Annotated in this window: 26 protein-coding genes; 17 read left to right on the top strand and 9 right to left on the bottom strand. The window is 71.4% G+C overall.

All coding sequences use genetic code 11. The features are described 5' to 3' along the window. Positions 1-63: 63 nt before the first annotated feature. From OTB19_RS00905 to OTB19_RS00895, 3 genes are read left to right on the top strand one after another with little or no spacing between them, the layout of a single operon-like run. Positions 64-1,368, top strand: coding sequence for an extracellular solute-binding protein (locus OTB19_RS00905; RefSeq protein ID WP_267795972.1), 1,305 nt, complete (start codon positions 64-66; stop codon positions 1,366-1,368). A gap of 14 nt (positions 1,369-1,382) precedes the next feature. Further along, positions 1,383-2,375 (top strand): carbohydrate ABC transporter permease, encoded by a 993-nt coding sequence (locus OTB19_RS00900; RefSeq protein WP_267795971.1) that lies wholly within the window; start codon positions 1,383-1,385, stop codon positions 2,373-2,375. Continuing rightward, positions 2,372-3,220 (top strand): carbohydrate ABC transporter permease, encoded by an 849-nt coding sequence (locus tag OTB19_RS00895; RefSeq protein ID WP_267795970.1) that lies wholly within the window; start codon positions 2,372-2,374, stop codon positions 3,218-3,220. The genes OTB19_RS00900 and OTB19_RS00895 overlap by 4 nt, the downstream gene beginning before the upstream one ends. An 11-nt stretch (positions 3,221-3,231) precedes the next feature. On the opposite strand, the gene OTB19_RS00890 is transcribed toward OTB19_RS00895, so the two are convergent. Beyond that, on the bottom strand, positions 3,232-4,209 hold the full coding sequence (locus OTB19_RS00890; RefSeq protein ID WP_267795969.1) for a helix-turn-helix domain-containing protein: 978 nt from the start codon (positions 4,207-4,209) through the stop codon (positions 3,232-3,234). Positions 4,210-4,303: 94 nt separating this feature from the next. On the opposite strand from OTB19_RS00890, the gene OTB19_RS00885 reads away from it, so the two are divergent. Continuing rightward, on the top strand, positions 4,304-5,371 hold the full coding sequence (locus OTB19_RS00885) for a saccharopine dehydrogenase family protein (protein ID WP_267795968.1): 1,068 nt from the start codon (positions 4,304-4,306) through the stop codon (positions 5,369-5,371). A 172-nt stretch (positions 5,372-5,543) separates the two neighbouring features. Here OTB19_RS00885 and OTB19_RS00880 read toward each other — a convergent pair whose 3' ends face one another. Together OTB19_RS00880 and OTB19_RS00875 are read right to left on the bottom strand one after the other, a co-directional pair. Then, positions 5,544-5,741 (bottom strand): CsbD family protein, encoded by a 198-nt coding sequence (locus OTB19_RS00880; RefSeq protein WP_267795967.1) that lies wholly within the window; start codon positions 5,739-5,741, stop codon positions 5,544-5,546. 122 nt (positions 5,742-5,863) lie between these two features. Beyond that, positions 5,864-6,091: a DUF5133 domain-containing protein gene (locus tag OTB19_RS00875; protein WP_267795966.1), complete on the bottom strand. Its 228-nt coding sequence runs from the start codon at positions 6,089-6,091 to the stop codon at positions 5,864-5,866. Positions 6,092-6,365: 274 nt separating this feature from the next. Here OTB19_RS00875 and OTB19_RS00870 point away from each other — a divergent pair, with 274 nt between their 5' ends. Further along, a complete protein-coding gene (locus OTB19_RS00870; protein WP_267795965.1) occupies positions 6,366-6,770 on the top strand; it encodes a hypothetical protein in 405 nt (134 codons plus the stop codon). 479 nt (positions 6,771-7,249) lie between these two features. Here OTB19_RS00870 and OTB19_RS00865 read toward each other — a convergent pair whose 3' ends face one another. After that, positions 7,250-7,909 (bottom strand): helix-turn-helix transcriptional regulator, encoded by a 660-nt coding sequence (locus OTB19_RS00865; RefSeq protein ID WP_267795964.1) that lies wholly within the window; start codon positions 7,907-7,909, stop codon positions 7,250-7,252. Between the two features lie 288 nt (positions 7,910-8,197). On the opposite strand from OTB19_RS00865, the gene argG reads away from it, so the two are divergent. After that, positions 8,198-9,646: an argininosuccinate synthase gene (gene argG / locus OTB19_RS00860; RefSeq protein ID WP_267795963.1), complete on the top strand. Its 1,449-nt coding sequence runs from the start codon at positions 8,198-8,200 to the stop codon at positions 9,644-9,646. A 344-nt stretch (positions 9,647-9,990) separates the two neighbouring features. Next, positions 9,991-10,473 carry a C40 family peptidase gene (locus tag OTB19_RS00855; protein ID WP_267795962.1) on the top strand — a complete coding sequence of 161 codons (483 nt, stop codon included), beginning with the start codon at positions 9,991-9,993 and terminating at the stop codon, positions 10,471-10,473. Between the two features lie 138 nt (positions 10,474-10,611). On the opposite strand, the gene OTB19_RS00850 is transcribed toward OTB19_RS00855, so the two are convergent. From OTB19_RS00850 to katG, 3 genes are all read right to left on the bottom strand, one after another. Beyond that, positions 10,612-11,049 (bottom strand): hypothetical protein, encoded by a 438-nt coding sequence (locus OTB19_RS00850; RefSeq protein WP_267795960.1) that lies wholly within the window; start codon positions 11,047-11,049, stop codon positions 10,612-10,614. Next, on the bottom strand, positions 11,046-11,762 hold the full coding sequence (locus OTB19_RS00845) for an FUSC family protein (RefSeq protein ID WP_267795959.1): 717 nt from the start codon (positions 11,760-11,762) through the stop codon (positions 11,046-11,048). Before OTB19_RS00845 ends, OTB19_RS00850 begins: the two co-directional genes overlap by 4 nt. A gap of 134 nt (positions 11,763-11,896) precedes the next feature. Continuing rightward, positions 11,897-14,131, bottom strand: coding sequence for a catalase/peroxidase HPI (katG, locus tag OTB19_RS00840; RefSeq protein WP_267795957.1), 2,235 nt, complete (start codon positions 14,129-14,131; stop codon positions 11,897-11,899). A 356-nt stretch (positions 14,132-14,487) separates the two neighbouring features. On the opposite strand from katG, the gene OTB19_RS00835 reads away from it, so the two are divergent. Next, a complete protein-coding gene (locus tag OTB19_RS00835) occupies positions 14,488-14,898 on the top strand; it encodes a Fur family transcriptional regulator (RefSeq protein WP_267795955.1) in 411 nt (136 codons plus the stop codon). 227 nt (positions 14,899-15,125) lie between these two features. Continuing rightward, the gene (locus tag OTB19_RS00830; RefSeq protein WP_267795953.1) at positions 15,126-15,680 is read left to right on the top strand and encodes a hypothetical protein; all 555 of its coding nucleotides are present in this window, start codon (positions 15,126-15,128) and stop codon (positions 15,678-15,680) included. Here the strand turns inward: OTB19_RS00830 and OTB19_RS00825 are convergent. Next, a complete protein-coding gene (locus tag OTB19_RS00825) occupies positions 15,593-16,282 on the bottom strand; it encodes a TetR/AcrR family transcriptional regulator (RefSeq protein WP_267795952.1) in 690 nt (229 codons plus the stop codon). The two genes, OTB19_RS00830 and OTB19_RS00825, sit on opposite strands and share 88 nt — an antisense overlap. 157 nt (positions 16,283-16,439) lie before the next feature. Between OTB19_RS00825 and OTB19_RS00820 the strand changes: the two genes are divergently transcribed. From OTB19_RS00820 to OTB19_RS00805, 4 genes are all read left to right on the top strand, one after another. Further along, the gene (locus OTB19_RS00820; RefSeq protein ID WP_267795950.1) at positions 16,440-17,231 is read left to right on the top strand and encodes an SDR family NAD(P)-dependent oxidoreductase; all 792 of its coding nucleotides are present in this window, start codon (positions 16,440-16,442) and stop codon (positions 17,229-17,231) included. Between the two features lie 124 nt (positions 17,232-17,355). Further along, positions 17,356-17,745: a hypothetical protein gene (locus OTB19_RS00815; protein WP_267795949.1), complete on the top strand. Its 390-nt coding sequence runs from the start codon at positions 17,356-17,358 to the stop codon at positions 17,743-17,745. Between the two features lie 104 nt (positions 17,746-17,849). Next, positions 17,850-18,419 carry a PadR family transcriptional regulator gene (locus OTB19_RS00810; RefSeq protein WP_267795948.1) on the top strand — a complete coding sequence of 190 codons (570 nt, stop codon included), beginning with the start codon at positions 17,850-17,852 and terminating at the stop codon, positions 18,417-18,419. Between the two features lie 78 nt (positions 18,420-18,497). Further along, complete coding sequence (locus tag OTB19_RS00805; protein WP_267795947.1) at positions 18,498-20,216, top strand: acyl-CoA dehydrogenase family protein; 1,719 nt, start codon at positions 18,498-18,500, stop codon at positions 20,214-20,216. Between the two features lie 122 nt (positions 20,217-20,338). Here the strand turns inward: OTB19_RS00805 and OTB19_RS00800 are convergent, their stop codons facing one another. Then, the gene (locus OTB19_RS00800; protein ID WP_267795946.1) at positions 20,339-20,719 is read right to left on the bottom strand and encodes a hypothetical protein; all 381 of its coding nucleotides are present in this window, start codon (positions 20,717-20,719) and stop codon (positions 20,339-20,341) included. A gap of 7 nt (positions 20,720-20,726) precedes the next feature. Between OTB19_RS00800 and OTB19_RS00795 the strand changes: the two genes are divergently transcribed. The 4 genes from OTB19_RS00795 to OTB19_RS00780 all read left to right on the top strand — a co-directional run bounded on the left by OTB19_RS00795 (position 20,727) and on the right by OTB19_RS00780 (position 24,300). Beyond that, positions 20,727-20,912: a hypothetical protein gene (locus OTB19_RS00795; protein ID WP_266952790.1), complete on the top strand. Its 186-nt coding sequence runs from the start codon at positions 20,727-20,729 to the stop codon at positions 20,910-20,912. 194 nt (positions 20,913-21,106) lie between these two features. Beyond that, the gene (locus tag OTB19_RS00790) at positions 21,107-21,829 is read left to right on the top strand and encodes a response regulator transcription factor (RefSeq protein ID WP_267795945.1); all 723 of its coding nucleotides are present in this window, start codon (positions 21,107-21,109) and stop codon (positions 21,827-21,829) included. Next, positions 21,826-23,244, top strand: coding sequence for a HAMP domain-containing sensor histidine kinase (locus OTB19_RS00785; RefSeq protein ID WP_267795944.1), 1,419 nt, complete (start codon positions 21,826-21,828; stop codon positions 23,242-23,244). The genes OTB19_RS00790 and OTB19_RS00785 overlap by 4 nt, the downstream gene beginning before the upstream one ends. A 231-nt stretch (positions 23,245-23,475) precedes the next feature. After that, positions 23,476-24,300 (top strand): CAP domain-containing protein, encoded by an 825-nt coding sequence (locus OTB19_RS00780; protein ID WP_267795943.1) that lies wholly within the window; start codon positions 23,476-23,478, stop codon positions 24,298-24,300. The last annotated feature ends 412 nt before the right edge of the window (positions 24,301-24,712 follow it).

The raw sequence follows: 24,712 nt of genomic DNA, 5'->3' as shown, positions 1-24,712 counted from the left end.
GCATCACGGAACAGCCGTTGCGCATCGCGCAACGCGTGCGCACTCTTCTCCTGGGGATGGCCGATGAAACTCCGCTTCCGCATAGCCGCATCCGTCGCCGCCCTCGTCGTGGCAGGACTCACCGCCACCGCCTGCGCCCCACAGACCTCCTCCTCCACCTCCTCGAAGGACGAGACGTCCGGCACCCTGCGCGTCTGGCTCTTCCAGGAGGTCAACAACGCCCCGAAGAAGAAGGTCATCGACGAGGCGATCACCGCCTTCACCCGGGACCACGCGGGCGCCGACGTCGAGGTCGAGTACATTCCCGTCGAAAGTCGCGCCCAGCGGGTCAAGGCGGCCTTCAACGACCCGAAGAGCGCCCCGGACCTGATCGAGTACGGGAACACCGACACCGCCGGATACGTCAAGGATGGCGGACTCGCCGACATCAGCGCGGAGTTCGGGGCCTGGGCGGAGGCGAAGGACACCGACCCGACCGCCACCCGCTCGGTCACCGTCGGCGGCAAGGTGTACGGAGCCCCGCTCTTCGTCGGCGTACGGGCCCTGTACTACCGCACCGACGTCTTCGACGAGTTGGGGATCCGACCCCCGAAGTCCCAGGACGAGCTGGTCTCCACGGCCAAGAGGATCCGTCAGGCCCGACCCGAGCTGTACGGCATCGCGGTGGGCGGCGCGTACACCTACGGCGCCATGCCCTTCATCTGGGCCAACGGCGGTGACATCGCCAAGGAGAGCGGCGGCACCTACACGTCCGCGATCGCCGACCCCGCCGCACAGAAGGGCATCCGGACGTACACCTCGCTCTTCGGGGACGACAACTGTCCGGCCGCCAAATGCGCGGCCATGGGCGGAAACGCGACGGTGACCGCCTTCGCCTCGGGCAACGCCGCCATGGCCATCGGCGGCGACTTCAGCCACCAGGCCGTCGAGGCGGGCCCGGTGAAGGGCAAGTACGCGGTCGTACCGCTGCCCGGCGTCAAGGAGGGCTCGATCGCACCGGCGTTCGCCGGAGGCAACAACATCGGCGTCCTCAAGGGCACCCCGCGGCGCACCCTGGCGATCGACCTGATGAAGCGGTTCGCGGGCAAGGACACCCAGCGCAAGCTGTTCGACGCGATGGGATTCCTGCCCACGTACACCGACGTGCGGGCCGAGGCCGCGAAGAAGGACCCGTTCGTCACGCCGTTCGTCGACACCCTCGCCGCCGGGACCCGGTTCGTGCCGGCCTCCCCGGGATGGGGGCGCATCGACGCCTCGACCGTCCTGCCGACCATGTTCCAGGAGATCGTGAGCGGCAGGAAGGACGTGCCCGCCGCCGCCGGCGACGCGGCGAGGAAGATGGACACGGCCTTCTCCGACGCCGGCTGACCGGGCCCGCCGACATGACGCACGAAGCCACGGCCCTGGAGCCGGGCAGGCACCCGTACAAGACCGCACCGACCGCGCCGCCGGTCCCGACCCCTGCCGGGCCGTCGCGCCGCACCCCCGGCGGTGGACGCCACGGCACCCGCTGGACGCCCTGGCTCTACCTCGCGCCCGCACTGGTCGTACTCGCCGCGCTGCTGGCCTACCCGATCTACCAGCTCGGCCTGATCTCCTTCCTCGAATACACCCAGGCGCAGGTCAGCGGGGGCGAACCCACCACCTTCAAAGGCCTCGACAACTATCGGACGCTGTTCTCCGACGGCCAGTTCCGACAGGTCCTGCTCACCACCGTCGTCTTCGCCGCCTGCTGTGTGATCACCACCCTCGGCGTGGGCTGCGCGCTCGCCGTACTGCTGACCCGCGTCCGGGCCCTGCCGAGGCTGGTCCTGCTGCTTGCCGCGCTCGGTGCGTGGGCGACCCCCGCCGTCACCGGATCCACCGTCTGGGTCTTCCTGTTCGACCCCGACCACGGACCCGTCAACCGACTGCTCGGCCTGGGTGACTTCCCCTGGACCTACGGGCGTTACAGCGCCTTCGCCCTCGTCCTCTTCGAGGTCGTCTGGTGCTCGTTCCCGTTCGTCATGGTGACCGTGTACGCGGGCATCAAGGCGATCCCCTCCGAGATCCTGGAGGCCGCCTCACTGGACGGCGCCTCCCAGTGGCGGATCTGGCGCTCCGTCATCGCCCCCATGCTCCGGCCGATCCTGACCGTGGTCACCATCCAGTCGATCATCTGGGACTTCAAGGTCTTCACCCAGATCTACGTGATGACCGCGGGCGGCGGGATCGCCGGACAGAACCTCGTGCTCAACGTCTACGCGTACCAGAAGGCGTTCGCGTCCTCGCAGTACAGCCTGGGCTCGGCGATCGGCATCGTCATGCTGCTGATCCTGCTGGCCGTCACCCTCGTCCACCTGCGCCTCATGCGACGTCAGGGAGAAGAACTGTGAGCCGTACCGCCACCCTCCGCGTCCGCCGCCCGTGGCGACTGGCCGCCGAGGCCTCCGCGCTCGTCGTCGCGGTGGTCGTCGCGTTCCCGCTCTACTGGATGGTGCTGTCCGCGTTCAAACCGGCCGGTGAGATCCAGTCCACCGAGGCGCGCCCCTGGACGCTCACGCCCTCGCTGGACTCCTTCCGCAGGGTCTTCGCACAGCAGGAGTTCGGGCGGTACTTCCTGAACAGCCTGGTGGTCGCGGGGACGGTGGTCCTGGCCTCCGCACTGATCGCCTTCCTCGCCGCGACCGCGGTCACGCGCTTCCGCTTCAGGTTCCGTACGACGCTGCTCGTCATGTTCCTGGTGGCACAGATGGTGCCGATCGAGGCGCTGACCATCCCGTTGTTCTTCCTGATGCGCGACACCGGGCAGTTGAACACCCTGTGGTCGTTGATCCTGCCCCACATCGCCTTCTCGCTGCCGTTCGCGATCTGGATGCTGCGGGGCTTCGTGAAGGCCGTGCCCGAGGCGCTGGAGGAAGCCGCGTACATCGACGGCGCGAGCCGCACCCGGTTCCTGTGGCAGATCCTCTTCCCGCTGGTCCTTCCGGGGCTCGTGGCCACGAGCGTGTTCTCCTTCATCTCCACCTGGAACGACTTCCTCTTCGCCAAGTCGTTCCTCATCAGCGACACCTCCCAGTCGACCCTCCCCATGGCGCTGCTCGTGTTCTTCAAGCCCGACGAGAACGACTGGGGCGGCATCATGGCCGGCTCGACGCTGATGACGGTGCCGGTGCTCGTGTTCTTCGTCCTCGTCCAACGACGCCTCGTCTCCGGCCTGGGCGGCGCGGTGAAGGACTGAGGGCGAGGAGGTCAGCCGGTGGTACCCGCCGCCCCCACCCGCTCCTGGAACGTACGCCGGTAGGCGCTGGGCGACAGGCCGACGAGCTTGGCGAAGTGCGCCCGCAGCCCTGCCGGTCCGCCGAACCCGCAGGTGGCGGCGATCCACTCGATGGTCCGGTCGTTGGTCTCCAGGTACTGCTGCGCCCTGCGGATCCGCTGTTGCAGCACCCAGCGCAGCGGGGACATCCCGAGCGCGTCGGCGAACCGGCGCTCGACGGTGCGCACGCTCACGTGGGCCCGCGCGGCCAGGTCGGCGGTGGTCAGCGGAAGGTGCAGGTGCTCGTCGGCCCAGTCCAGCAGGCCGGCCAGCCAGTCCTCGCCCGACCCGGGCGGCAGCGGGCGCCGGTACTGGGCCTGGCCGCCGTCCCGGTGCGGCGGTGTGACCAGACCGCGGGCCAACTCGGCGGCCACGGCCGCGCCGTGGTCGCCGCGCACCACGTGGAGACAGGCGTCGATGCCGGCCACCGTCCCCGCGGAGGTGATCACGTTGGCGTCCTCGACGTACAGCACGGACGGGTCGACCCGAACGGCGGGATGACGGCGGGCCAGCTCGTCCGCGTGCAGCCAGTGGGTGGTGGCCCGACGCCCGTCGAGCACCCCGGCGGCGGCCAGCACGAAGGCGCCGGAACAGATCGACAGGATCCGTGTCCCGCGCTCGTACGCCTCCCGGACGATGTCCACCAGTTCCTTCGGCGGCTCCTCGTGCACGTTGGTGCAGGCGGGGATGACCAGCGTGTCCGCCGTCTCGATGCCCCAGCCGTCGTCGACGGGGGCGAGGGTGAAGCCCGGGGTGAGCCGCACCGACGCGCCTCCGACGGGGAACGCCGCGAACCGGTACCAGGGATCGACCAGATGCGGCCGGTCGACGCCGAATATCTGGCACGGGACGGCTGCTTCGAAGATCGGCATGTCGTCCGTGACGGCCATGGCGACGCGATGGGCGGGCATGACGCGAACCTAGCGCACGTTGACGCCCCGGAAGGTCGTCGCGCAGCGCACCGCCGAGCAGGATGGGAACGCGTCCCACGAAGGAGAAGAACCGATGACCGAGCACCACCACCGACCCGACCGGACCCGTGCGAACCCGGTGATCGCCGTGTTCGGCGGCTACGGTCACACCGCCCGCTTCGTCACGGCGGAACTCCTGGAACGCGGCTGGACACCGGTGCTGTCCGGGCGGGACGCGACGAAGCTCGCGGCGGCGGCCGCCGAACTCGGGGTGGAGTGGAAGATCGCCTCGGTCGACGACCCGGCATCCCTGGACCGGGCGATCGAGGGCGCGGCCGCCGTGATCAACTGCGCGGGCCCCTTCGCCGAGACCGTGCCGCCGCTCGTCGAGGCCGCGTTGCGGGCCGGGATCCACTACCTCGACGTCACCGGCGAGACCCTCGTCGCGATCGACACCTTCGACACCTACCGCGACGACCCGCGGGTGAAGGAGGCCGGGGTCGTGGTGGCCCCGGTGATGGCCTTCTACGGAGCGCTGGGCGACCTGCTCGCCACCGCCGCCATGGGGGACTGGCCGGCCGCCGACGAGATCTCCATCGCGGTGGCGCTGGACAGTTGGCACCCGACCCGGGGAACGCTGCTGGCCGGCGAGCGCCGGGCCGGCCGCCGGGTGGTCTTCACCGACCGCCGGCTCCAGGTCCTCGCGGGCGACGAACCGGCGCCGAAGGGGACGTGGACGTTTCCCGAGCCGTTCGGGGTCGAGGAGGTGGTGGGGGAGTTCTCCACCACCGACGTGATCACCGTTTCCCGACACCTGGACACCGCGCGGATCAACACGTTCCTGAACGTCACCCCGCTGAAGGACCTGACCGCTCCGCAGACCACGGGCCCCCGGTCGGCCGACGCCGCCGGCAGGTCGGATCAGGTCTTCCTGGTCGAGGTCGTCGTCCGCCGAGGGGACGAGGAACGGCGGGCGGTGGCCCGGGGCCGCGACATCTACGCCTTCACCGCGCCCATCGTCGTCGAGGCGGTCGAACGGATCGTGGCCGACGGCGGTGTCAGGGGTGGCAGCGGGGGCGTGGTCACGGCCGGGGAGGCCTTCGACGCCGAGGACTTCCTGCGGTCCCTGCCCCTGGACGAACTGGTGCTGGGCGGAGCGTGAACCCCGGGCGGACGGGCTCCGTCCGCCGGACGATGACGGTGCCGACACCCGACCCGACACGTGACCCGACGCGGCGCCGACACCGGGCGCGGCGCCGGGGACGCGGACGGCGCCCGGACGCCGCGCGGGGTCCCCGGACCAGTGTCCGGGGACCCCGCGCGGGCGAGCCGGGTCAGGGCTTGGTGCGCTTGTCCCGCATCGAGTCCTTGACGCCCTGGGCGCGCTCCTTGGCCTCGCCCATGGCCTCCTTGGCCTTGCCCTTGGCCTGGTCGGTCTTGCCCTCGGCGGCCATCCGGTCGTTGCCGGTGACCTTCCCGGTGACCTCCTTGGCCTTGCCCTTCGCCTTGTCCATGCCGCCCTTGTCGGCCATGGTGCACTCCTTATGCTGGGGATGCTGACGGGGATCAAACTAGGTGATAACGGTCACGGGCGCGCGTCGAGAATCCGGCGTCGACTCTCACCGCACTCCCCGCGCCACCCCCCGGTGCCCCCTCAGGAGGGCAGGACCGAGTCGTCGAACGTGCCCGCCCCGGGAAGCCCGTAGCGGGCCGCGATCAGGGCCGCGTCCGGGTTGCCCGTACCCGTGGCCGTGCACAGCAGCTCGGCGACCTCCTCCATGCGCCGCCGCGTCCGCGGGCTGCCTTCGAGGGCGTTCAGAAGGCTCAGCGTCTCGTACTCCCGGACGGCTGCGGGCAGCAGCGCGGGGTGGGCCATCAGCATGGAAGGAGTTCCCTTCTCGGCGGTCGATCTCTCTGCGCCGGCGTGTACCCCGCCCCCCGTCGATCACACGGAACCGCCGCCCCCGAAGGCGTCGCTCGGCGGATGTCGGCGAATTCCGGACGCGGCCCTTCGGCCGGTTCTACGCTGACACCGGAGCGGGAACTGACGGGCGCTGACGGCGCGCCCTCCCCACGCCATCTCGGACCGCCACCGACCGGCCGCGGGCCGTCCCGGGTCGCCCCGGCGGTGACCGCGACGGAGGATGGGGATCGTGATGACGGTTCTGGTGGTCGGTGTGCCCGAAGGCGAGGAACTGGAACGGCTGCGTTCGCGCATCCAGAGCAACCCGCACTTCCAGGTCATCTCCCATGCCCGAGAGCCCGCCGTCGCCCTCGCCCACGCCCGGGTCCTGCTCCCCGACATCACCGTCCTGGCCCTGCCCGGCGGGCTCGACGCCGACCCGGCGGCGCTGGAGGCCTTCCGCGGGGTACGTGCCCTGGACCCGCCGAGCGGGGTCGTCCTGCGGACCGGTGCCGACACCCTCGTCGCCGAACTGGAGGGCGTGGCCGCCGAAGGCGCCGTACACGTCGTCCGCGAGGGCGACGCCGACGGACTGATGCGCGCCCTGCGCACCATCGGACTGCGCCGCGCGAGCTGCGACCCGGACGAGATTTCCTGACCTGCCCTGATCTGGCCTGCCCGCCCGAGGCCGCCGCTCCGGTCGCCCGCGCCGCCTACGCCGCCCCGGGCGGACCTGCGGGGTCGGCGAAGCGTCGGAGGAACGCCAGCGCCGTGTCGGCGACCTCGCGCCAGCCGTGGTCGATGGTGAGGGCGTGGCCAGCAGCGGCCCGCGGTCGGCGCCGGTGGTCTCGCTTGGGAAAGATCTTGTAGGGGAGACGGCCGCGATCCCGGCCTCGCGCACCGCGCGCAGGTGGGCCCGCGCCTCGACCCGGTGGCCGGTCTCCACCGCGGCCTGGGCGAAATCCAGCAGGGTCAGCTGAATCCAGGGCAGGCGCGGCAGCGGACCTCCCGGCGGGATGAGGGACCGTACGTGGTGCCAGGCCTCCGCGGCGCGACCGTGTCCCAGGGCGCACAGCGCCTTCAGGCCGAGCAGCCGGCCCGTGACGAGGCGCAGGTGCCGGTCGGCCGCCCAGGGCGTCAGGAGCCGCGCGATCGCCTCCAGGCCGGCGGTGTCGCCGCGGCCCGGGTGGTGATGCCCAGCTTGGGAAAGATCTTGTAGAGATGGCCGGCGACGGTACGCGGGGACAGTCGCAGCGCCGCACCGATCTCCTTGTTCGTCAGCCCGGTGGCCACCAGACGCGCGATGCGCAGCTCCTGGGCCGTCAGCGGTTCCCGGCCGGCCGCCCCGCCGTCCACCGGCCGCCCCGCCGCGCGCAGTTCCTCCCGGCACCGCTCGGCCCACGGATCGGCCCGCAGCTCCAGGAAGGCGTGGTACGCCGTACGCAGCGCGTCCTCGGCCTCGTCCCGCCGACCCCGCCGGCGCAGCCAGGCACCGTGGGCCAGCCGCAGTCGCGCCAGTTCGAAGACCCACCGGCCGGCGCCCGGTACCGCGTACGCGGCGGCGTACCGTGCGTCGGCCTCCTCGACGTCGTCCGACTCCGAGCCGACCGTCAGGGCGTGCGCCGCCGCGAGCAGGAAGGCGTGGTGTTCGGAGATCTCCCCGATCCGGGCCGCACGCGCGGTGGCCACGTGCGCCGCGGCCTCCGCCTGCCTCCCGCACCGCACGGCCGCCACGACGAAGTCGAAGAACGGCAGGTGGAACCAGGGCAGCCCGAGGGGCAGTTCACCCGGGGCCAAGCCCGCGTCGCCGTCCCGCCCGGCACCGTCGTGGCCGCGGCCACGACCGTCGCCGCACCCTCTCCGTCGCCGGTGACCCCCGGCCGGCCGCACCCCGACCTTCTCCAGGCTGGTGGGCGCCTTCGAGGACGGCTGAGACCGGAGGCTGGACGCGCTCTTCGAGCTGGGCCTCACGGCGCTGCCGGACGGGCTGAGCCCCCTGCTCGACGGCCCGCCGGCTGCCGCCCCGCCGGAAGCGTGAGGGAAACGGGTTTTGCATAGACATGCGTTTCGGTGCATACTCTTCCCATGTCTAAGGTTCTCACCTCCCTGCCCGCCGGCGAGCGCGTCGGCATCGCCTTCTCGGGCGGCCTCGACACCTCGGTCGCGGTCGCTTGGATGCGCGACAAGGGTGCCGTCCCGTGCACCTACACCGCCGACATCGGCCAGTACGACGAGCCCGACATCGGCTCGGTGCCCGGGCGGGCGCAGGCCTACGGGGCCGAGGTCGCGCGCCTGGTCGACTGCCGTGCGGCCCTGGTCGAGGAAGGCCTGGCCGCGCTCGCCTGCGGCGCGTTCCACATCCGCTCCGGCGGCCGTGCCTACTTCAACACCACCCCGCTCGGCCGCGCCGTCACCGGCACGCTGCTGGTCAGGGCGATGGTCGAGGACGACGTACAGATCTGGGGCGACGGCTCCACGTTCAAGGGCAACGACATCGAGCGGTTCTACCGCTACGGCCTGCTCGCCAATCCCCACCTGCGCATCTACAAGCCGTGGCTCGACGCCGCCTTCGTCTCCGAGTTGGGTGGACGCAAGGAGATGTCGGAGTGGCTGGTCGCCCACGGGCTTCCCTACCGGGACAGCACCGAGAAGGCGTACTCGACCGACGCCAACATCTGGGGCGCCACCCACGAGGCCAAGACGCTGGAGCACCTGGACACCGGCGTGGAGTCCGTGGAGCCGATCATGGGCGTGCGGTTCTGGGACCCCTCGGTCGAGATCGCCGCCGAGGACGTGACGATCGGCTTCGACCAGGGCCGTCCGGTGACGATCAACGGCAAGGAGTTCTCCTCGCCGGTCGACCTGGTGATGGAGGCCAACGCGATCGGCGGCCGGCACGGCATCGGCATGTCGGACCAGATCGAGAACCGGATCATCGAGGCGAAGAGCCGCGGCATCTACGAGGCTCCCGGCATGGCCCTGCTGCACGCCGCGTACGAGCGCCTCGTCAACGCGATCCACAACGAGGACACCGTCGCCCAGTACCACAACGAGGGTCGGCGCCTCGGCCGGCTCATGTACGAGGGCCGCTGGCTGGACCCGCAGGCCCTCATGGTCCGCGAGTCGCTCCAGCGCTGGGTCGGCTCCGCGGTCACCGGCGAGGTGACCCTGCGGCTGCGGCGCGGTGAGGACTACTCGCTCCTCAACACCACGGGCCCGGCCTTCAGCTACCACCCGGACAAGCTCTCCATGGAGCGCACCGAGGACTCGGCGTTCGGCCCGGTGGACCGCATCGGTCAGCTCACGATGCGCAACCTCGACATCGCCGACTCGCGCGCCAAGCTGGAGCAGTACGCGGGTCTCGGGATCGTCGGCACGGCCCGCCCCGCGCTGGTCGGCGCCGCCCAGGCGGCCGCCACCGGCCTGATCGGCAGCATGCCGCAGGGCGGCGCGGAGGCCATCGCCTCGCGTGGTGAGGTCTCCGGCGACGACGAGCTGCTGGACCGCGCCGCGATGGAGTTCGGCACCGACTGATCCGGTCGCCGACCCGGGCCCCGGGAGGCGCGCACATCGTTGCGCGTCGCCCCCGGGCGTGGTGGAGACGTACGAGCCGGGCCCGCATGGCGGGCCCGGCTCCTTCATGTCGTGGGGCGGGAGCGGGTGGTGGCCACGCTCCTTCACCGAGAGGGGAGTTGCGGGGCCGCCTTTTCGGATGGCGAACTTTTACAGAAAACAGTCGGGATATGCCGTGTCTCGCACCGATATCCGGCTTCACGTGAAGAACACTTGTCCGCGTTCACGCGTCAACGGGTATCCACGAAAGGAGCAACTCGAAGAAACAGTTCGGCTGTCTCGCATCCGAATACGGAGGTATCACGATGCCCCACTCCACGACGGACGCTCGTAAAGCCCTATTTCGCCGAAAAACCGCTCGGCTCGCATCTCCGCTCCTGGTCCTCGTCACCATCGCAACCCCCGCCGGCACCGTGGTTCCGGCGCAGGCGGCCCCCGCCTACGGCAACAAGGCATTGGCCGTGGCGGCTTCCAAAGAGGGCGCACCGTACGCGCGCGGCGCGACGGGCCCCGAACGCTTCGACTGCTCCGGATTGATGCTCTACGCCTTCCGGCAGGCCGGCAAGAAACTGCCACGCACCGCCGAGCAGCAGTACGCACACACCCGGCCCGTCCCTTCCGTCCAACGGGCGGCAGGAGACCTGGTGTTCTTCCCCAAGGGCTCGACCGTGGGACACGTCGGCATCTACGCCGGCAACGACAAACTCTGGCACGCGCCGCGTCCGGGCGCCTCGGTGCGCCTGGAACGCATCTGGACCGGCAACGTCCGCTACGGCCGGGCCACATGACCTGTCCGACTTCTCCGCCGGCCTCGTACGGCTCGCCGGGATCGCCCACAGGGGCTCCCACCTCCGCTGCTCACAGTGGTTGTTGCCGACGGCGCACGGAGCCTCGGACCGCCCTGCGCGACGGATCGCGGCAGGCGCCTACGCGGCGCCCGCCCCGACGGCCGCGCGCGCCGAATCCAGGGCTCCGGTCGCCGATCGGCCCGTCGCGTCGAACTCCAGCGACGTCAGGCCCGCCGCCGTGACGTCGAGGTGGCTCGCGGCCGTGCGCAGGTCGGGCGCCGAGAGGCCGGAGGTCGCGTACGGGCGGAGCGGCGTGATCGCGCCGCGGAGCCGGTCCGCGGCCACCACCGCGGCCATCACGTCGGGGTGCGGCCCGCGCAGCCGGTCCAGTGCGGAGCGCAGGTTCGCGCTCGCCGCCTCCGCGGCCCGTACCCGCCGCTCCCGCGCCGGCGGAGGCCCGTACTCCACCACCGTCGCCACGCGCTCCAGGAAACGGGCGTGGGTCTCCAGCAGGGTCTGCAACCGCTCGGGCAACCGGCGCTCCTCGCGGGCGGGCCACACGAACAGAACGGTCACGTCAGTACCGGCGTGCCGAAGACGGGCCACAAGCCGTAGTTCCAGCCCCGCATGGGCCGGGCGATGCCACCGCACACGGTGATCGCGATCGCCGCGGCGACCGGTCGGCCCGAGGTGAGGGCGAGCAGGACGACGGTCAGGACGCAACCGAGGCACAGCCCGATGAGTCGCTTCGTGATCCTGGTGCGGGTGGCGCCCCAACTGGGTCGCAGGGTCGTGAGGATGCCGACGAGCGCCCAGGAGGCGTGCGGCACGTCCAGCCAGGTCAGTCCCGCGTAGGCGACGGTGAAACACACGCAGATCCGTACGGCGTAGCGCAGTCGCGGGTTCCCCTCGCGCGCCGCCCCGCGGAGCGCGGCGAGGCTCTCGCCGATGCCGCGGCGGGCCGGGCGGGGCCCCGCGGTCGGCGCCGCGTAGGTCCCGCCGAGGAACGGCACGAGCAGGACCGCGCCGGCCCACGCCGAACCGCCCGCGAGGAGCAGCAGGTGGGGGCCCGTGTCCGGGACGGCCTGCGGTCCGACGGCCATCACCAGCGTGATCAGCGGGGTGACGCACACATCGGTCAGCGGCGACAGCAGGCCCAGGACGGCCGAGACGAGCAGCACCGCCCAGAGCAGGTCCCCGGCGAGCAGCCCGACGGCGGTGGTGGTCGTGAGCAGGACCGTACGGAAGGCGGCCTGCCGAACCCGGTCGGCGGCCGTCGCCTTCGGCACCGCCAGCGAGGTGAACCAGGCGCCGAGGGAGACGACGCCGGCCTCCCGCGGCCGCCCCGTGGCCGCGGCTGTGTCGAGGTTCCCCCCGACCCGAGGTCCGGGTCGGCCCGTGCGGGCCGACCCGGACGCCGCGATCAGACGAGGTCGAACCGGTCCAGGTTCATCACCTTGTCCCACGCGGCGACGAAGTCCTTCACGAACTTCTCCTTCGCGTCGTCGCTCGCGTAGACCTCCGCGACCGCGCGCAGCTCGGAGTTCGAGCCGAAGACGAGGTCGGCGCGGGTACCGGTCCACTTGACCTCACCCGTGGAGGAGTCGCGACCCTCGAAGGTGTTCGCGTCCTGGGACGTCGCCGTCCACGTGGTGCCCAGGTCGAGCAGGTTGGCGAAGAAGTCGTTCGTCAGCGACTCGGGCGTCTTGGTGAGGACGCCCGCCGACGACCGCTGGTGATTCGCGCCGAGCACGCGGAGCCCACCGACGAGGACCGTCATCTCGGGCGCGCTCAGCGTCAACAGGTTCGCCCGGTCGATGAGCAGGTACTCGGCCGGCAGTCGGTTGCCCTTGCCGAGGTAGTTGCGGAAGCCGTCCGCGGTCGGCTCCAGGGCCGCGAACGACTCCACGTCCGTCTGCTCCTGGGACGCGTCCACCCGGCCCGGGGTGAAGGGGACCCGCACGTCGAAGCCCGCGTTCTTGGCGGCCTGTTCGACGGCCGCGCCGCCGGCCAGCACGATCAGGTCGGCGAGCGAGACCTGCTTGCCGCCGGACTGGGCGGAGTTGAAGGTCTCCCGGACGCCCTCCAGCGTGCGCAGTACCGTCGCCAGCTCGTCGGGGCTGTTGACCTCCCAGCCGCTCTGCGGTTCGAGGCGGACGCGCGCACCGTTGGCGCCACCGCGCTTGTCGCTGCCGCGGAACGACGAGGCGGACGCCCACGCCGCGGACACGAGCGCGGACACCGACAGGTCCGAGGCGAGGACCCGGCGCTTGAGGTCGGCGACGTCGTCCGCGTCGACGAGCGTGTGCGTCACCGAGGGGAGCGGGTCCTGCCACAGCAGCGTCTCGGAGGGGACCTCCGGGCCGAGGTAGCGCACGACCGGACCCATGTCACGGTGCGTCAGCTTGAACCACGCGCGGGCGAAGGCGTCCGCGAACGCGGCCGGGTTCTCGTGGAAGCGCCGCGAGATCTGCTCGTACGCCGGGTCGACGCGCAGCGACAGGTCGGTCGTCAGCATCGTCGGCGCGTGGGTCTTGGACGCGTCGTGCGCGTCGGGAACGGTGCCCGCCCCGCCGTTGTCCTTCGGCCGCCACTGGTGCGCGCCGGCCGGGCTCTTGAACAGCTCCCACTCGTATCCGAAGAGGATGTCGAAGAAGGTGTTGTCCCAGGTCACCGGGGTGTTCGTCCAGATGCCCTCAAGGCCGCTGGTGATCGTGTCCCCGCCCTTGCCGGTGCCGAAGGTGTTGCTCCAGCCCAGGCCCTGCTGCTCGATGGACGCGGCCTCGGGGTCGTTGCCGACGTGGTCCGCCGGGCCCGCGCCGTGGGTCTTGCCGAAGGTGTGACCACCCGCGATGAGGGCGACCGTCTCCTCGTCGTTCATCGCCATGCGACGGAACGTCTCGCGGATGTCGCGCGCCGCGGCGAGCGGGTCGGGGGTGCCGTTCGGGCCCTCGGGGTTGACGTAGATCAGGCCCATCTGGACGGCGCCGAGCGGGTTCTCCAGCTCGCGGTCGCCGGTGTAGCGCTCGTCGTCGAGCCAGGTCGTCTCGGGACCCCAGTAGACGTCCTCGTCGGGCTCCCACACGTCCGCGCGGCCGCCGGCGAAGCCGAAGGTCTCGAAGCCCATCGACTCCAGGGCGACGTTGCCGGTCAGGATCATGAGGTCGGCCCAGGAGATGTTCTGGCCGTACTTCTTCTTCACCGGCCACAGCAGGCGGCGGGCCTTGTCGAGGTTGCCGTTGTCCGGCCAGCTGTTGAGGGGGGCGAAGCGCTGCTGCCCGGCACCCGCGCCGCCGCGGCCGTCGCTGATGCGGTAGGTGCCCGCGCTGTGCCACGCCATACGGATCATGAACGGGCCGTAGTTGCCGAAGTCGGCCGGCCACCAGTCCTGCGAGTCCGTCAGGATCGCGGCGATGTCCCGCTTCACGGCCGCGAGGTCGAGGTTGTTGAACGCCTCGGCGTAGTCGAACTCCTCGCCGAGCGGGTTGGCCACGGCGGGGTTCTTGGCCAGGATCTTCAGGTTGAGCCGCTCCGGCCACCACTGGCGGTTTCCACCGCCCTGGGTCGGGTGCGCGGCGCGCTCGTGCGCGACCGGGCAGCCACCTCCGCCCTCGTTCGTCTTCGCGTCTACGACGATTGCGTCATGGTTCTCAGACATGGGAATCCTTCCGGGCCAAGCGGATCACGGTGCCAGGCAACTGCGGGCGGCGGAACAGCGAAACGTACGGGTTCAGGACGCAGGGGGCAGGAGCGGACGCCGGCGACCACACGGTGCGCGTGCCGAACCCGACCGGTGCCCGGTCAGTCGGACGCGGCCCGGCTGCTGCGCGGGGGCGGTCCGTCACGTCGGTGTCTCCTGCGGTGCTGAAAATCTTCCTGTCCCTTGGCTGTCGACAGAACCGATCCTACGATGGACAGAATCCAAGTCAAGAAGGGCACCAGACTCATATCCCATAGGATTCCGGACGGGCCGACGAACTCCGGCTCCCACCGAACCTGAAAAGGTGAACCGACATGAGTGACCTGCTGGGGCGACTGCGGGGGCGTGGCTGGAGGATGACCTCCCAGCGACGTGTCGTGGCGGAGGTACTCGATGGTGATCACGTGCACCTGACGGCCGACGAGGTGCACGCCCGCGCGGTGGAGCGGCTGCCCGAGATCTCGCGGGCGACCGTCTACAACGCCCTCGGTGAGCTGGTGGTCCTGGGCGAGGTCAGGGAGCTGTCCACCGACGGACGGGCGAAGCGCTACGACCCCAACGCGCACCACCCGCACCACCACCTGGTGTGCTCCGGCTGCGGGACCATCCGCGACGTCCATCCGACCGGCAGTCCCCTGTCCGACCTCCCCGCGGAGGAGCGGTTCGGGTTCTCCGTCTCCGCAGTGGAGGTCACCTACCGCGGTCTGTGCCCTTCCTGCGCGTAGGCGTTCACGCGCCACCGTTCACGCGCCACCGTTCACGCGCCACCGTTCACGCGCCACCGTTCACGCGCGACCGTTCACGCGCGACCGTTCACGCGCGACCGTGCCTCGATGACATCAGCGCCGATCCGACCGGATCCGGGGCGGCTTCGTCGCGCTTGACGGCGGGGGTGAAACATATGACACTCGAAGTGCAATTAGTGTCGGTCCTCAGTGATCGAGGGGTCGAAATGTCAGCCACTGTCGAGACCCGCAGGTCCCCGGGCGCGCCACCGTCCGACCTCCACACGGCGGAGCGGACACCGCAACCGCCCGCGCGAGCCGCCCGCGCCTGGGTGTCCCGGCACGCCGAAGCCGTCGCCTACGGGGTGGCGGGCCTGGTCATGGGCGCGGTCTGGGCCCTCGGCGGTGACACTCCGCCCGCCGAGCACGCACTGCGCGTGCTGGCCGTCCTCGCCGTGGCCGCGCCGGTCATGATCCTGAACGGCCGCCGACGGGCCCGCGCCGGGACGGCCCGCGACAAGCGGCTGGTTCTCTCGCTCCTGGCGGCCAAGGTGTTGCTCGTGGCCGTCGCGCTGCTCCTCGACCGGATCCTGGGCGCATGGCTCCCCGAGCCGAGCCTCGTCACCGCCGGCTGCCTGTTCGTCCTCGTGGCGGCGGGCGGGCCCGCCCTGCACGCGAGGCTGTCCGGCCACGGTCACGCGCCGCCCCCGGCGGCCGGGGGGCACCGCCCCGAATCCGCCGAATCCGCCCGATCCGTCGAACCCGCCCGATCCGCCGCCTGATCGGTCGCCGCCAGAAGGGCGTGCACCGAGGTCTCCATGGCGCGGTGCGCCGCGTCGACGTCGAGTCCGCTGCTGCGCCAGTGGTACCAGGCGCCCCAGGTGGTCACGGCGTCCAGACCGTTGAGCAGGTCGGCACCCCGCCCGGCCGGTGCCCGGCCGAGTTCCTCGGCGAAGACGGTCGCCAAGCGCTCGCGCGCCAGGTCCAGCACCTGTCGGGTCACCTCGTCGATCCGCTCGGACCGCCGCTCCAGGCGCATGGTCGTCAGCTGAGCCGGCGTGATCCATTCCAGGATCCTGGCGCGCTGCTCCGTGAGGGCCGCGACCCGGGCGCTGCGCGACCCCTGTGTCGGCAGGGGTTGGATCTGCTCCATCAGCTGCTCCAGGCGCCGGGCGATGGCGGTTTCGATCAGCTGGGCCATGTCCGCGAAATGGTGGAACACCAGCCGGCGGGACACGCCCGCGCGTTCGGCCACGCGGTCCGCGGCGAAGTGCGTCTCCCCTTCGTCGAGCAGCGCCAGCACGGCGTCCGCGATCTTCACCCGCGATTGCCGTCCGCGCTCCGCGCGGCCGTCCGGTGCGCGGTCCTCTGCCTGCCGAGCCACGTGCTCCACCCCGCTTCCTCGCGGCCGTCGATCAACAGGGGGATTGTCGCAAACGACGGCCCGCCCCCAGGCGAATCCACGCAGTCCGGTTTTCGACGTGGACACGCCCAGGCCCACTCTCTATCGTTCGTTCGAACGAACAAGAAGGAGATCTTGGATGCGCATCACCGGATCGACCGTTCTCCTCACCGGCGTCACGGGTGGCATAGGCCTGACGCTGGCCCGCACGCTCACCGCGAAGGGCGCGAAGCTCGTGATCACGGGACGCCGGGAGGAAGCCCTCAAAGCCGTGGCCGACGAACTCGGCGCCCGGGCCGTCCTCGCCGATCTCGCCGACCCCGACGACCTCACGCGTCTCGCCGAGGCGTGCCCCGAGACGGACATCCTCATCGCCAACGCGGCGCTTCCGTCCAGCGGCGACCTGCTCGACTACACGCCCGAGCAGGTCGACCGCTCCCTGGCCGTGAACCTGCGCGCCCCCGTCATGCTGACCCGCCTGCTCACACCCCGCATGGTCGAGACCGGCAGGGGTCACATCGTGCTCGTCGGCTCGATCTCCGGGAAGGCCGCCACCAAGTCCTCCTCGCTCTACAACGCCTCGAAGTTCGGCCTCCGCGGTTTCGCGCTGGCCTTCCGCCAGGACCTGCGCGGCACCGGTGTCGGACTCTCCCTCGTCCAACCGGGATACGTACGGGACGCGGGCATGTTCGCCGCGACGGGATCGACTCCTCCCGGCGGGGTGCGGACGGTGTCGCCGGAGGACGTGGCTCGGGGCGTGACCCGTGCCGTCGAGCGCGACCTGTGTGAAGTCAACGTGGCCCCCTTCGAGTTGAGGCTGCTCAGTGCCATCGCCGGCCAGTTCCCGGCGTTCTCCGAGAAGGTGCAGCGCCGCGCGGGCGTGGACGGCACGGTGAGCCGGATCGTCGAGGCGCAGCGCGGAAGCCGGTGAGCGGACACCGCCGTGGCCGGCCGCGTACCCGGAAAGCGGGAAGCGGGTGAAGTGGCCCCGGACGCAACCTGGTTGAAGAACCCGATGGCCGGTGAGGGGTGGGCGCGTGCCTACAGTGGGCGCCATGACCAGACCAGTGCGCGGCAGACGTTCGTCGTTCGTGCGGCGCATGGCCGTCTCCGCCGCCGTCGTGACGGGCGTCCTCTACGTCCTCGCCCTCCTGCTGATCGGTCTCACCGTGAGCGAGGTGGGGGAGGGGGCGGACTCCACCCCCATGCACCAGTGCCGCCACACGTCCCAGCGGCCGCGGGACGCGGTGGTGTCCACGCACGAGGTGCGGTTCGTCCCGCCGGCGATCATGTGCCGCACCACCGCCGGAAAGCGCTTCGACAGCGGGGTCGTCTCCTCCGGCTACCACCTGACCCTCGGCGTCGCCTTCGCGACCACCATCGTCTTCACGGCCGCCGCGTTCGTGCAGGCCGACCGACGGGCGGCGGCGTCGCAGCGCGGATGAACCCGCCCCCGGGGCCACGGCGAGACGGGGCGTCCCGGGTGAGTCACGTCTCACCCGGGCGCTGCGACTTGTCTATGCAACGAGTTGCATAGAAGGATCGCGGTATGGCGCTCGAACACGCGATCCTCGTCTCGCTGCTGGAGAAGCCGGGCTCCGGCTACGAGCTGGCCCGGCGCTTCGAGCGGTCCATCGGCTACTTCTGGACCGCCACCCACCAGCAGATCTACCGCGTCCTGAAGCGCATGGAGAGCGATGGCCTCCTCGCCGTCCGAGAGGTGCCGCAACAGGGCCGCCCGGACAAGAAGGAATACTCCGTCGCCGGTCCCGGGCGCACCGCGCTCTCCGGGTGGCTGCACGAGCCGATCGAGCCCGAGAGCCTCCGGCACGACCTCGCCGTGAAGATCCGCGGCGCGGCTTTCGACGACCCGGCCGCGCTCACGCGCGAGGTGGAACGGCACCGCCAGGTACACGCCGACCGCCTCGCCCACTACCTCGCCGGGGAACGGCGCGACTTCACGGGGCCCGACGCCCCCGCGCCGCCCGACGCCGGCCAGGAACTGCAACACGTCGTGCTGCGCGGCGGCATCGCCTACGAGCGGATGACCGTCGCCTGGCTCGACGACGTACTCGCCACCGTCCACCGGATCGGCGGGACCTCCCACCCGGGTGCCTGACCGCGCCCACCCCACGCTCCGCATCCCGACACCGCACCTCCCCAGCCGCACCCCCGACCCCTCGGAAGGCGAACCTCCATGGCCGACCCGTTGCTGTTCAACCCGCGCACCTACGATCCGCAGCACTTCGACCCCGAGACCCGCAGGCTGCTGCGCGCCACCGTCGACTGGTTCGAGGAGCGCGGCAAGCGCCGGCTGATCGAGGACTACCGGTCCCGCGCCTGGCTGGGGGACTTCCTCGCGTTCTCCGCCAAGGAAGGCCTGTTCGCCACCTTCCTCACCCCGGCGTCCGTCTCCGGACAGGACGACCGGCGCTGGGACACCGCCCGGATCGCCGCCCTCAACGAGATCTTCGGGTTCTACGGTCTCGACTACTGGTACGCGTGGCAGGTGACCATCCTCGGTCTCGGGCCCGTCTGGCAGAGCGACAACGCCGACGCCCGCAGCCGAGCGGCCGAACTCCTCGACCAGGGCGAGGTCTTCGCCTTCGGCCTGTCCGAGAAGACGCACGGCGCCGACATCTACTCCACCGACATGCTCCTGGAGCCCGACGGCGACGGCGGATTCCGGGCGAGCGGCTCCAAGTACTACATCGGCAACGGCAACGCCGCCGGCCTGGTCTCCGTCTTCGGCCGCCGCACCGACGTCGAGGGCCCCGACGGGTACGTCTTCTTCGCGGCCGACAGCCGCCACCCGTCGTACGACCTCGTGAAGAACGTCGTCGACTCCTCGAAGTACGTCAGCGAGTTCCGTCTGACGGACTACCCGGTCACCCCGCAGGACGTCCTGCACACCGGCCGGGCCGCCTTCGACGCCGCCCTCAACACGGTCAACGTGGGCAAGTTCAACCTCTGCACCGCCTCGATCGGCATCTGCGAACACGCGATGTACGAGGCCGTCACCCACGCGCACAACCGCGTGCTCTACGGGCGCCCCGTCACCGCCTTCCCGCACGTGCGGCGCGAGTTGAGCGACGCGTACGTCCGCCTCGTGGGAATGAAGCTCTTCAGCGACCGCGCCGTGGACTACTTCCGCTCCGCGGGCCCCGACGACCGCCGGTACCTGCTCTTCAACCCGATGACGAAGATGAAGGTGACCACGGAGGGCGAGAAGGTAATCGACCTCCTGTGGGACGTCATCGCCGCCAAGGGCTTCGAGAAGGACACGTACTTCGCCCAGGCCGCCGTCGAGATCCGCGGGCTGCCCAAGCTGGAGGGCACGGTCCACGTCAACCTCGCGCTGATCCTCAAGTTCATGCGCAACCACCTGCTGGACCCGGCCGACTACGCACCCGTCCCGACCCGGCTCGACGCCGCCGACGACGCGTTCCTCTTCCGCCAGGGCCCGGCCCGGGGCCTGGGCTCCGTGCGCTTCCACGACTGGCGCGCCGCCTACGACGCGTACGCCGAGGTCCCGAACGTCGCGCGGCTGCGCGAGCAGGCGGACGCGCTGTGCGAGTTCGTCGCCACCGCAGCCCCCGACGAGGAGCAGAGCCGCGACCTGGACCTGCTGCTCGCCGTGGGCCAACTGTTCGCCCTCGTGGTCCACGGCCAGCTGATCCTGGAGCAGGCCCGCCTCACGGGCCTGGACGAGGACGTGCTGGACGAACTGTTCTCCGTCCTCGTGCGCGACTTCTCCGCCCACGCCGTCGAGCTGCACGGCAAGGACTCCGCCACCGAGCAGCAGCAGGACTGGGCGCTCGGCGCGGTACGACGCCCCGTCGTGGACGAGGCGCGGTCCGCCCGCGTGTGGGCGCGCGTCGAGGCCGTGTCCGGGACGTACGAGATGGCGCCGTAGCCGGCGCCGCCGCCGGGCGCACCGCCGGTCGGTGAGCCCGGCGGCGGGGGAGCGCGTACCGGGTCACCGACCGGGCCGCGCCTCCGTCACTATGGTGGCGTGCACCGCTTCCGCTTTCCGCGCTACCTGCTCATATGGGTGTCCTGTACGGCCGCCAGCGTGACGGCCGTCATGGCCACCGTCGACTTCGTGACGGGCTCCACCCGCCCGAAGCCCCCGGTCGCCCGGTCGGCGCCGACCGTGTTCCCCTCGCCGAGCCCGCCGGCGCCGGTCACCGCCTCCGCTTCCGCGTCCGTCTCCGCGAGCGCCTCCACCTCGCCCTCGGCTCCCGGCCCGCAGGCCTCCTCGCCGTCCCCCACCGCCGCGAACACGCCCCGCCCGTCCGTGTCGAGCAGCCGCGCGAGCGCCCCCTCCACCCCGAGCGGCACCCCACGCACCACCCCGGCCCAGAGCTGCGAACGGGGCGGGTCGGGACCGCACACGATCCCGTCGACGGGCGGCAAGGCGACCGTGCGGTACGGAAACGACGGGGTGTGCCTGATCTCCGCGGTCCCGGCGCCCGGATTCAAGGTGGCCACCGCCCAGTCCGCCGACGACACACTGACCGTCACCTTCAGCGGCAGCGGTCACCGTTCGCAGATCACGGCGACCGTCGTGCCGTCGGCGCGGGCCACCGTCCGGGAGACGTCCTTCTGACGCGGCAGGCGGCGCCGGGCGGCCCGTCGCGGTCAAACGCCGACGTGGTGACGGACCATCCGGCCGCCCTGAACGTCACCGGAAAGGGCAACACATTCCCGTGACCGACATCCGGTGGAATGTCGGAAGGCTGTGGAGAATGACACCCGGCTCCTCGATTCCGGTCAAATGGACCGCTGGATAAGGTGTCCCGCATGCCCCGTGTACTCGTCGTCGAGGACGACCCCCGCATTCGCGCGTTCCTGATCGAAATACTCACCGAGCAGGGGTACGCCGTCCACAACACCGGCGACGGTTTCGGAGCCCTGCGGGAAATCACCCGGACGTCGTTCGACGCGGTCGTGCTCGACCTCGGCCTGCCGGACCTGGACGGCGGCGACGCACTCCGCATGATCAGAGGCATATCCCCGGTGCCCGTGGTGGTCGCCACCGCACGCGACGACGAGGCGGAGATCATCCGGCTGCTCAACGCCGGCGCCGACGACTACCTGGTCAAACCGTTCTCGGGCGGTCAACTCGTGGCCCGTCTCTCCGCGGTGCTGCGCCGCACGACCGCGCCACACACCGCGGATCCGGCCGGCGGTCCCCGGCCTGCCGGCCCGGCCGACCTGATGCGGCCCGTGTCCGTCGGCCAACTGACGCTGGACCCCGTGGCCCGCACCGCCGTCCTCGCCGGACAGGAACTCCGCTTCACCCGCCGCGAGTTCGATCTCCTGGCATTCCTCGCCCACCACGCCGGACAGGTGGTCTCCAAGCGCCGGCTCCTGAGCGAGGTGTGGCGCGAACCCTACGTGGACGACCAGACGGTCGACGTGCACCTGTCGGCGGTGCGTCGCAAACTCGGCGAGAGCGCGGCCGCACCCCGCTATCTCAGGACCGTGCGGGGAGTCGGCATCAAAATGGTGGAACCCCGGTGAGACGCTCCCTGGCGGGAGTGGCCCTCGCCGTCACCTCCATGGTCGCCCTCTCGTTCCTGATCCCGCTCGCCGTACTGGTCATGTCGCTGGCCCGGGAGCAGAGCATCACGGCCGCCGAACAACCCGCCGCCGCCATGGCGCCCATCCTGACCCTGACCACCGACCCCGACGACCTCCGGGAATCCATGGCGGGCCTGGACCGGGCGGACCACCTGGCCATCCACCTGCCCGACGCCCGCGAGCTCGGCACCAGCCACGCCCCCGCCGAACTGCTCGAACGGGCGAAGCAGGGACGGGAGTCCATCTCCCAGGACGTGCCCGGCGGCGGCTGGATCTACCTCCAGCCGGTCGTGCTCCCGCACGACCGGGTCGCCGTCGTCGAGAACTTCGTCCCCGAGGACGACCTGACCCGGGGCGTCGCCGCCTCGTGGACCGTGATGCTGGTCCTGGCGGTCGGCCTGCTCATCGGCTCGGTACTCGTCGCCGACCGCCTCGGCGCGAAGGTCGTCCGGTCCTCGAAGGAACTCGCCCAGGCGTCCTACGTGCTGGGGGAGGGCAACCTCAGCACCCGCGTCGTCCCCATGGGGCCGAGGGAACTGCGCGACGCCGGCGTGGCCTTCAACGCCATGGCCGACCGGATGACCGAACTCCTCGCCATCGAACGGGAACTCGTCGCGGACCTCTCCCACCGTCTGCGCACCCCGCTGACGGCCCTGCACCTCGCCACCGAACGGATGGGCCCGAGCCTGGAGTCGGGCAGGGTCGAGGCCGCGGTCGGCGCGTTGGAGGCGGAACTCCAGGCGATCATCACCACCGCACGCACCCCGCTCGCCATGGGACCGATGGGACGCGCCCTGCGCGAGGCGGCCGACACGCGCGCCGCGACGCCGGTGGCCCACGGGCAGACGGCGGGGGAGCGGTGCGAGGCCGCCGAGGTGATCCGGCGCCGGGCGGGCTTCTGGGCCGTACTGGCCGAACAACAGGGACGAAGCTGCTCGTTGCGCATCACCGAGGAGGACACCACCGTCGACCTCGCCCACGACGACGTGGCCGCCGTCGTGGACGCCCTGGTGGGAAACGTCTTCCGGTACACGACCGACGGCACGGCGTTCGCGATCGTCGTGGACCGCACCGCGCAGGCCGTGGAACTGCTGGTCGAGGACGCCGGCCCCGGCATCCCCGACCCGGACCAGGCATTGACGCGGGGGAGCAGCACCGGCTCGACGGGCCTGGGACTGGACATCGTCCGGCGGGCGGCGACGGCGACCGGAGGCACCGTACGGATCGGACGGGCCGCCCTGGGAGGCGCGTCCGTACGCGTCACCTTCGGCCTCTCCACCGGCTCCACCGACACCGCCCGACGTTCCCTGCGCGGTCGGCGCCGACACGGCGGCACACGACAACAGCCGGACTGACCCCGTCGGCACCGGCACCGGCCGCACGGGCGGACACCCACATGGTCCGGCCCCGGCCCGCGGCACCGGAGTCTGAGCAGTTCCTTAAGGGCACCTGCGGGCTCCCTTCAGAGACCGTCCGGCGGCCCGCGCGACTCGTACAGTCGTACGGAGCCGCCCGACACCGGCGCGGCAGCACGCCCGTGGCGCGACCCGGCGTGTGCGACACCCGCCTGTACGGAGGCCCCTGCCATGCGAACCCCCCAGCCCCGCATACCCGCCGGCCACCGCGCCGCGCGCCACCCGCGGGCCCGGCGCGTGGTCCTGGCCGCCATGGGGACCCTGGCGGCCGGCACGGTGGGGGTGCTCGCCCTGGACCTCACGGGCGACTCGGCGGGGAACGTGCGCACGGCCGACTCCGACGTCCGCGCCGACGCCCTCCCGGCCGGCGGCTCCGTGCCCGGCTCCGCGACGCCGCAGGACGCGCGGCCCACGGAGTCAGCGTCCCCCTCCGCCTCCGCGTCCGCCTCGCCGAGCCCCACCACCTCGTCCGCCTCGCCGAAGGCCTCCGCGACGACCCCCACGGCCGCCGTCACCCGCGACACGACGGAGAAGAAGGCGGCCCCCGCACCGGCCCCCGTCAAGCCGGCCGGCAAACCCAGGAAGCCCGCCCCGGCCGACCCCGTCCCGCCTCCCTCGGGGACGGTCGCCCAGATCATCAGCCTGGTGAACGCCGAACGCCGGGAAGCCGGCTGCGGCGACCTGACGGCGAACGCCAGACTGACCTCCGCGGCCCAGTCCTACACCGAGGTGATGGCCCGCTCCGGCGAGCTCTCCCACACCGGACCGGACGGATCCACCATGTCGGGCCGCATCAGCGCGACCGGCTACAAGTGGTCCGCGACGGGCGAGAACATCGCCAGGGGGCAGGCGGACGCGACCGCGGTCATGGACTCCTGGATGAAGAGCCCCGGGCACCGCGCGAACATCCTGAACTGCAACTTCACCGAGATCGGCGTCGGCGTCGTGCAGGCCGGAGGCCCGTGGTGGACCCAGGACTTCGCCCGCCCCCAGTAGCGGCACCCGCGAGCCGGGCGAAGGAACCCCGGCGCCGCGACCCCGACGAATGAAGCTCTCCGCGCATCCGGTCTCCCCCACGGCCCCGCCGTGCCGGCGACCGGAGGACGACCACGGCCGTCCGCACCGCTCCCCCGGTGCGGACGGCCCTTCCGTGTGCGGCCCCTTACCCGATCCCACCGAATGGCGTCAGGTCACCCGGGCGTCGTGACCTGAACGCTCCGCAAAGAATGTTCGAATCATCGCGCGCCGATTCAATTGCGTTGACCGTGCACGGTGTTCTCAACAGCGACCTTTCCGAACGGGGGTCGTATCGAACATCTTTCCCCTCCGTCCACGTCATGGCGCATTATCGTTCCTCCGTCTGATGAACAACAACGAAACTCCGGACCAGCCGAGTTGGCCCCGTTAA

The sequence above is a fragment of the Streptomyces sp. H27-H5 genome, assembly GCF_026627505.1.
In the GTDB taxonomy this organism is placed as follows: domain Bacteria; phylum Actinomycetota; class Actinomycetes; order Streptomycetales; family Streptomycetaceae; genus Streptomyces.
Note: the sequence above shows the minus strand (reverse complement) of the source record. Positions and strands in the feature narration are given on the sequence as shown.

What these genes read in the sequence shown, in the direction of transcription:
- OTB19_RS00905 (WP_267795972.1), top strand. Translation starts at nt 64, where the DNA reads ATGAAACTCCGCTTCCGCATAGCCGCATCCGTCGCCGCCCTCGTCGTG.
- OTB19_RS00900 (WP_267795971.1), top strand. Translation starts at nt 1,383, where the DNA reads ATGACGCACGAAGCCACGGCCCTGGAGCCGGGCAGGCACCCGTACAAG.
- OTB19_RS00890 (WP_267795969.1), bottom strand. Translation starts at nt 4,209, where the DNA reads ATGCCCGCCCATCGCGTCGCCATGGCCGTCACGGACGACATGCCGATC.
- OTB19_RS00885 (WP_267795968.1), top strand. Translation starts at nt 4,304, where the DNA reads ATGACCGAGCACCACCACCGACCCGACCGGACCCGTGCGAACCCGGTG.
- OTB19_RS00880 (WP_267795967.1), bottom strand. Translation starts at nt 5,741, where the DNA reads ATGGCCGACAAGGGCGGCATGGACAAGGCGAAGGGCAAGGCCAAGGAG.
- OTB19_RS00875 (WP_267795966.1), bottom strand. Translation starts at nt 6,091, where the DNA reads ATGCTGATGGCCCACCCCGCGCTGCTGCCCGCAGCCGTCCGGGAGTAC.
- OTB19_RS00870 (WP_267795965.1), top strand. Translation starts at nt 6,366, where the DNA reads ATGACGGTTCTGGTGGTCGGTGTGCCCGAAGGCGAGGAACTGGAACGG.
- argG (WP_267795963.1), top strand. Translation starts at nt 8,198, where the DNA reads ATGTCTAAGGTTCTCACCTCCCTGCCCGCCGGCGAGCGCGTCGGCATC.
- OTB19_RS00855 (WP_267795962.1), top strand. Translation starts at nt 9,991, where the DNA reads ATGCCCCACTCCACGACGGACGCTCGTAAAGCCCTATTTCGCCGAAAA.
- katG (WP_267795957.1), bottom strand. Translation starts at nt 14,131, where the DNA reads ATGTCTGAGAACCATGACGCAATCGTCGTAGACGCGAAGACGAACGAG.
- OTB19_RS00835 (WP_267795955.1), top strand. Translation starts at nt 14,488, where the DNA reads ATGAGTGACCTGCTGGGGCGACTGCGGGGGCGTGGCTGGAGGATGACC.
- OTB19_RS00830 (WP_267795953.1), top strand. Translation starts at nt 15,126, where the DNA reads ATGTCAGCCACTGTCGAGACCCGCAGGTCCCCGGGCGCGCCACCGTCC.
- OTB19_RS00820 (WP_267795950.1), top strand. Translation starts at nt 16,440, where the DNA reads ATGCGCATCACCGGATCGACCGTTCTCCTCACCGGCGTCACGGGTGGC.
- OTB19_RS00815 (WP_267795949.1), top strand. Translation starts at nt 17,356, where the DNA reads ATGACCAGACCAGTGCGCGGCAGACGTTCGTCGTTCGTGCGGCGCATG.
- OTB19_RS00810 (WP_267795948.1), top strand. Translation starts at nt 17,850, where the DNA reads ATGGCGCTCGAACACGCGATCCTCGTCTCGCTGCTGGAGAAGCCGGGC.
- OTB19_RS00805 (WP_267795947.1), top strand. Translation starts at nt 18,498, where the DNA reads ATGGCCGACCCGTTGCTGTTCAACCCGCGCACCTACGATCCGCAGCAC.
- OTB19_RS00790 (WP_267795945.1), top strand. Translation starts at nt 21,107, where the DNA reads ATGCCCCGTGTACTCGTCGTCGAGGACGACCCCCGCATTCGCGCGTTC.
- OTB19_RS00780 (WP_267795943.1), top strand. Translation starts at nt 23,476, where the DNA reads ATGCGAACCCCCCAGCCCCGCATACCCGCCGGCCACCGCGCCGCGCGC.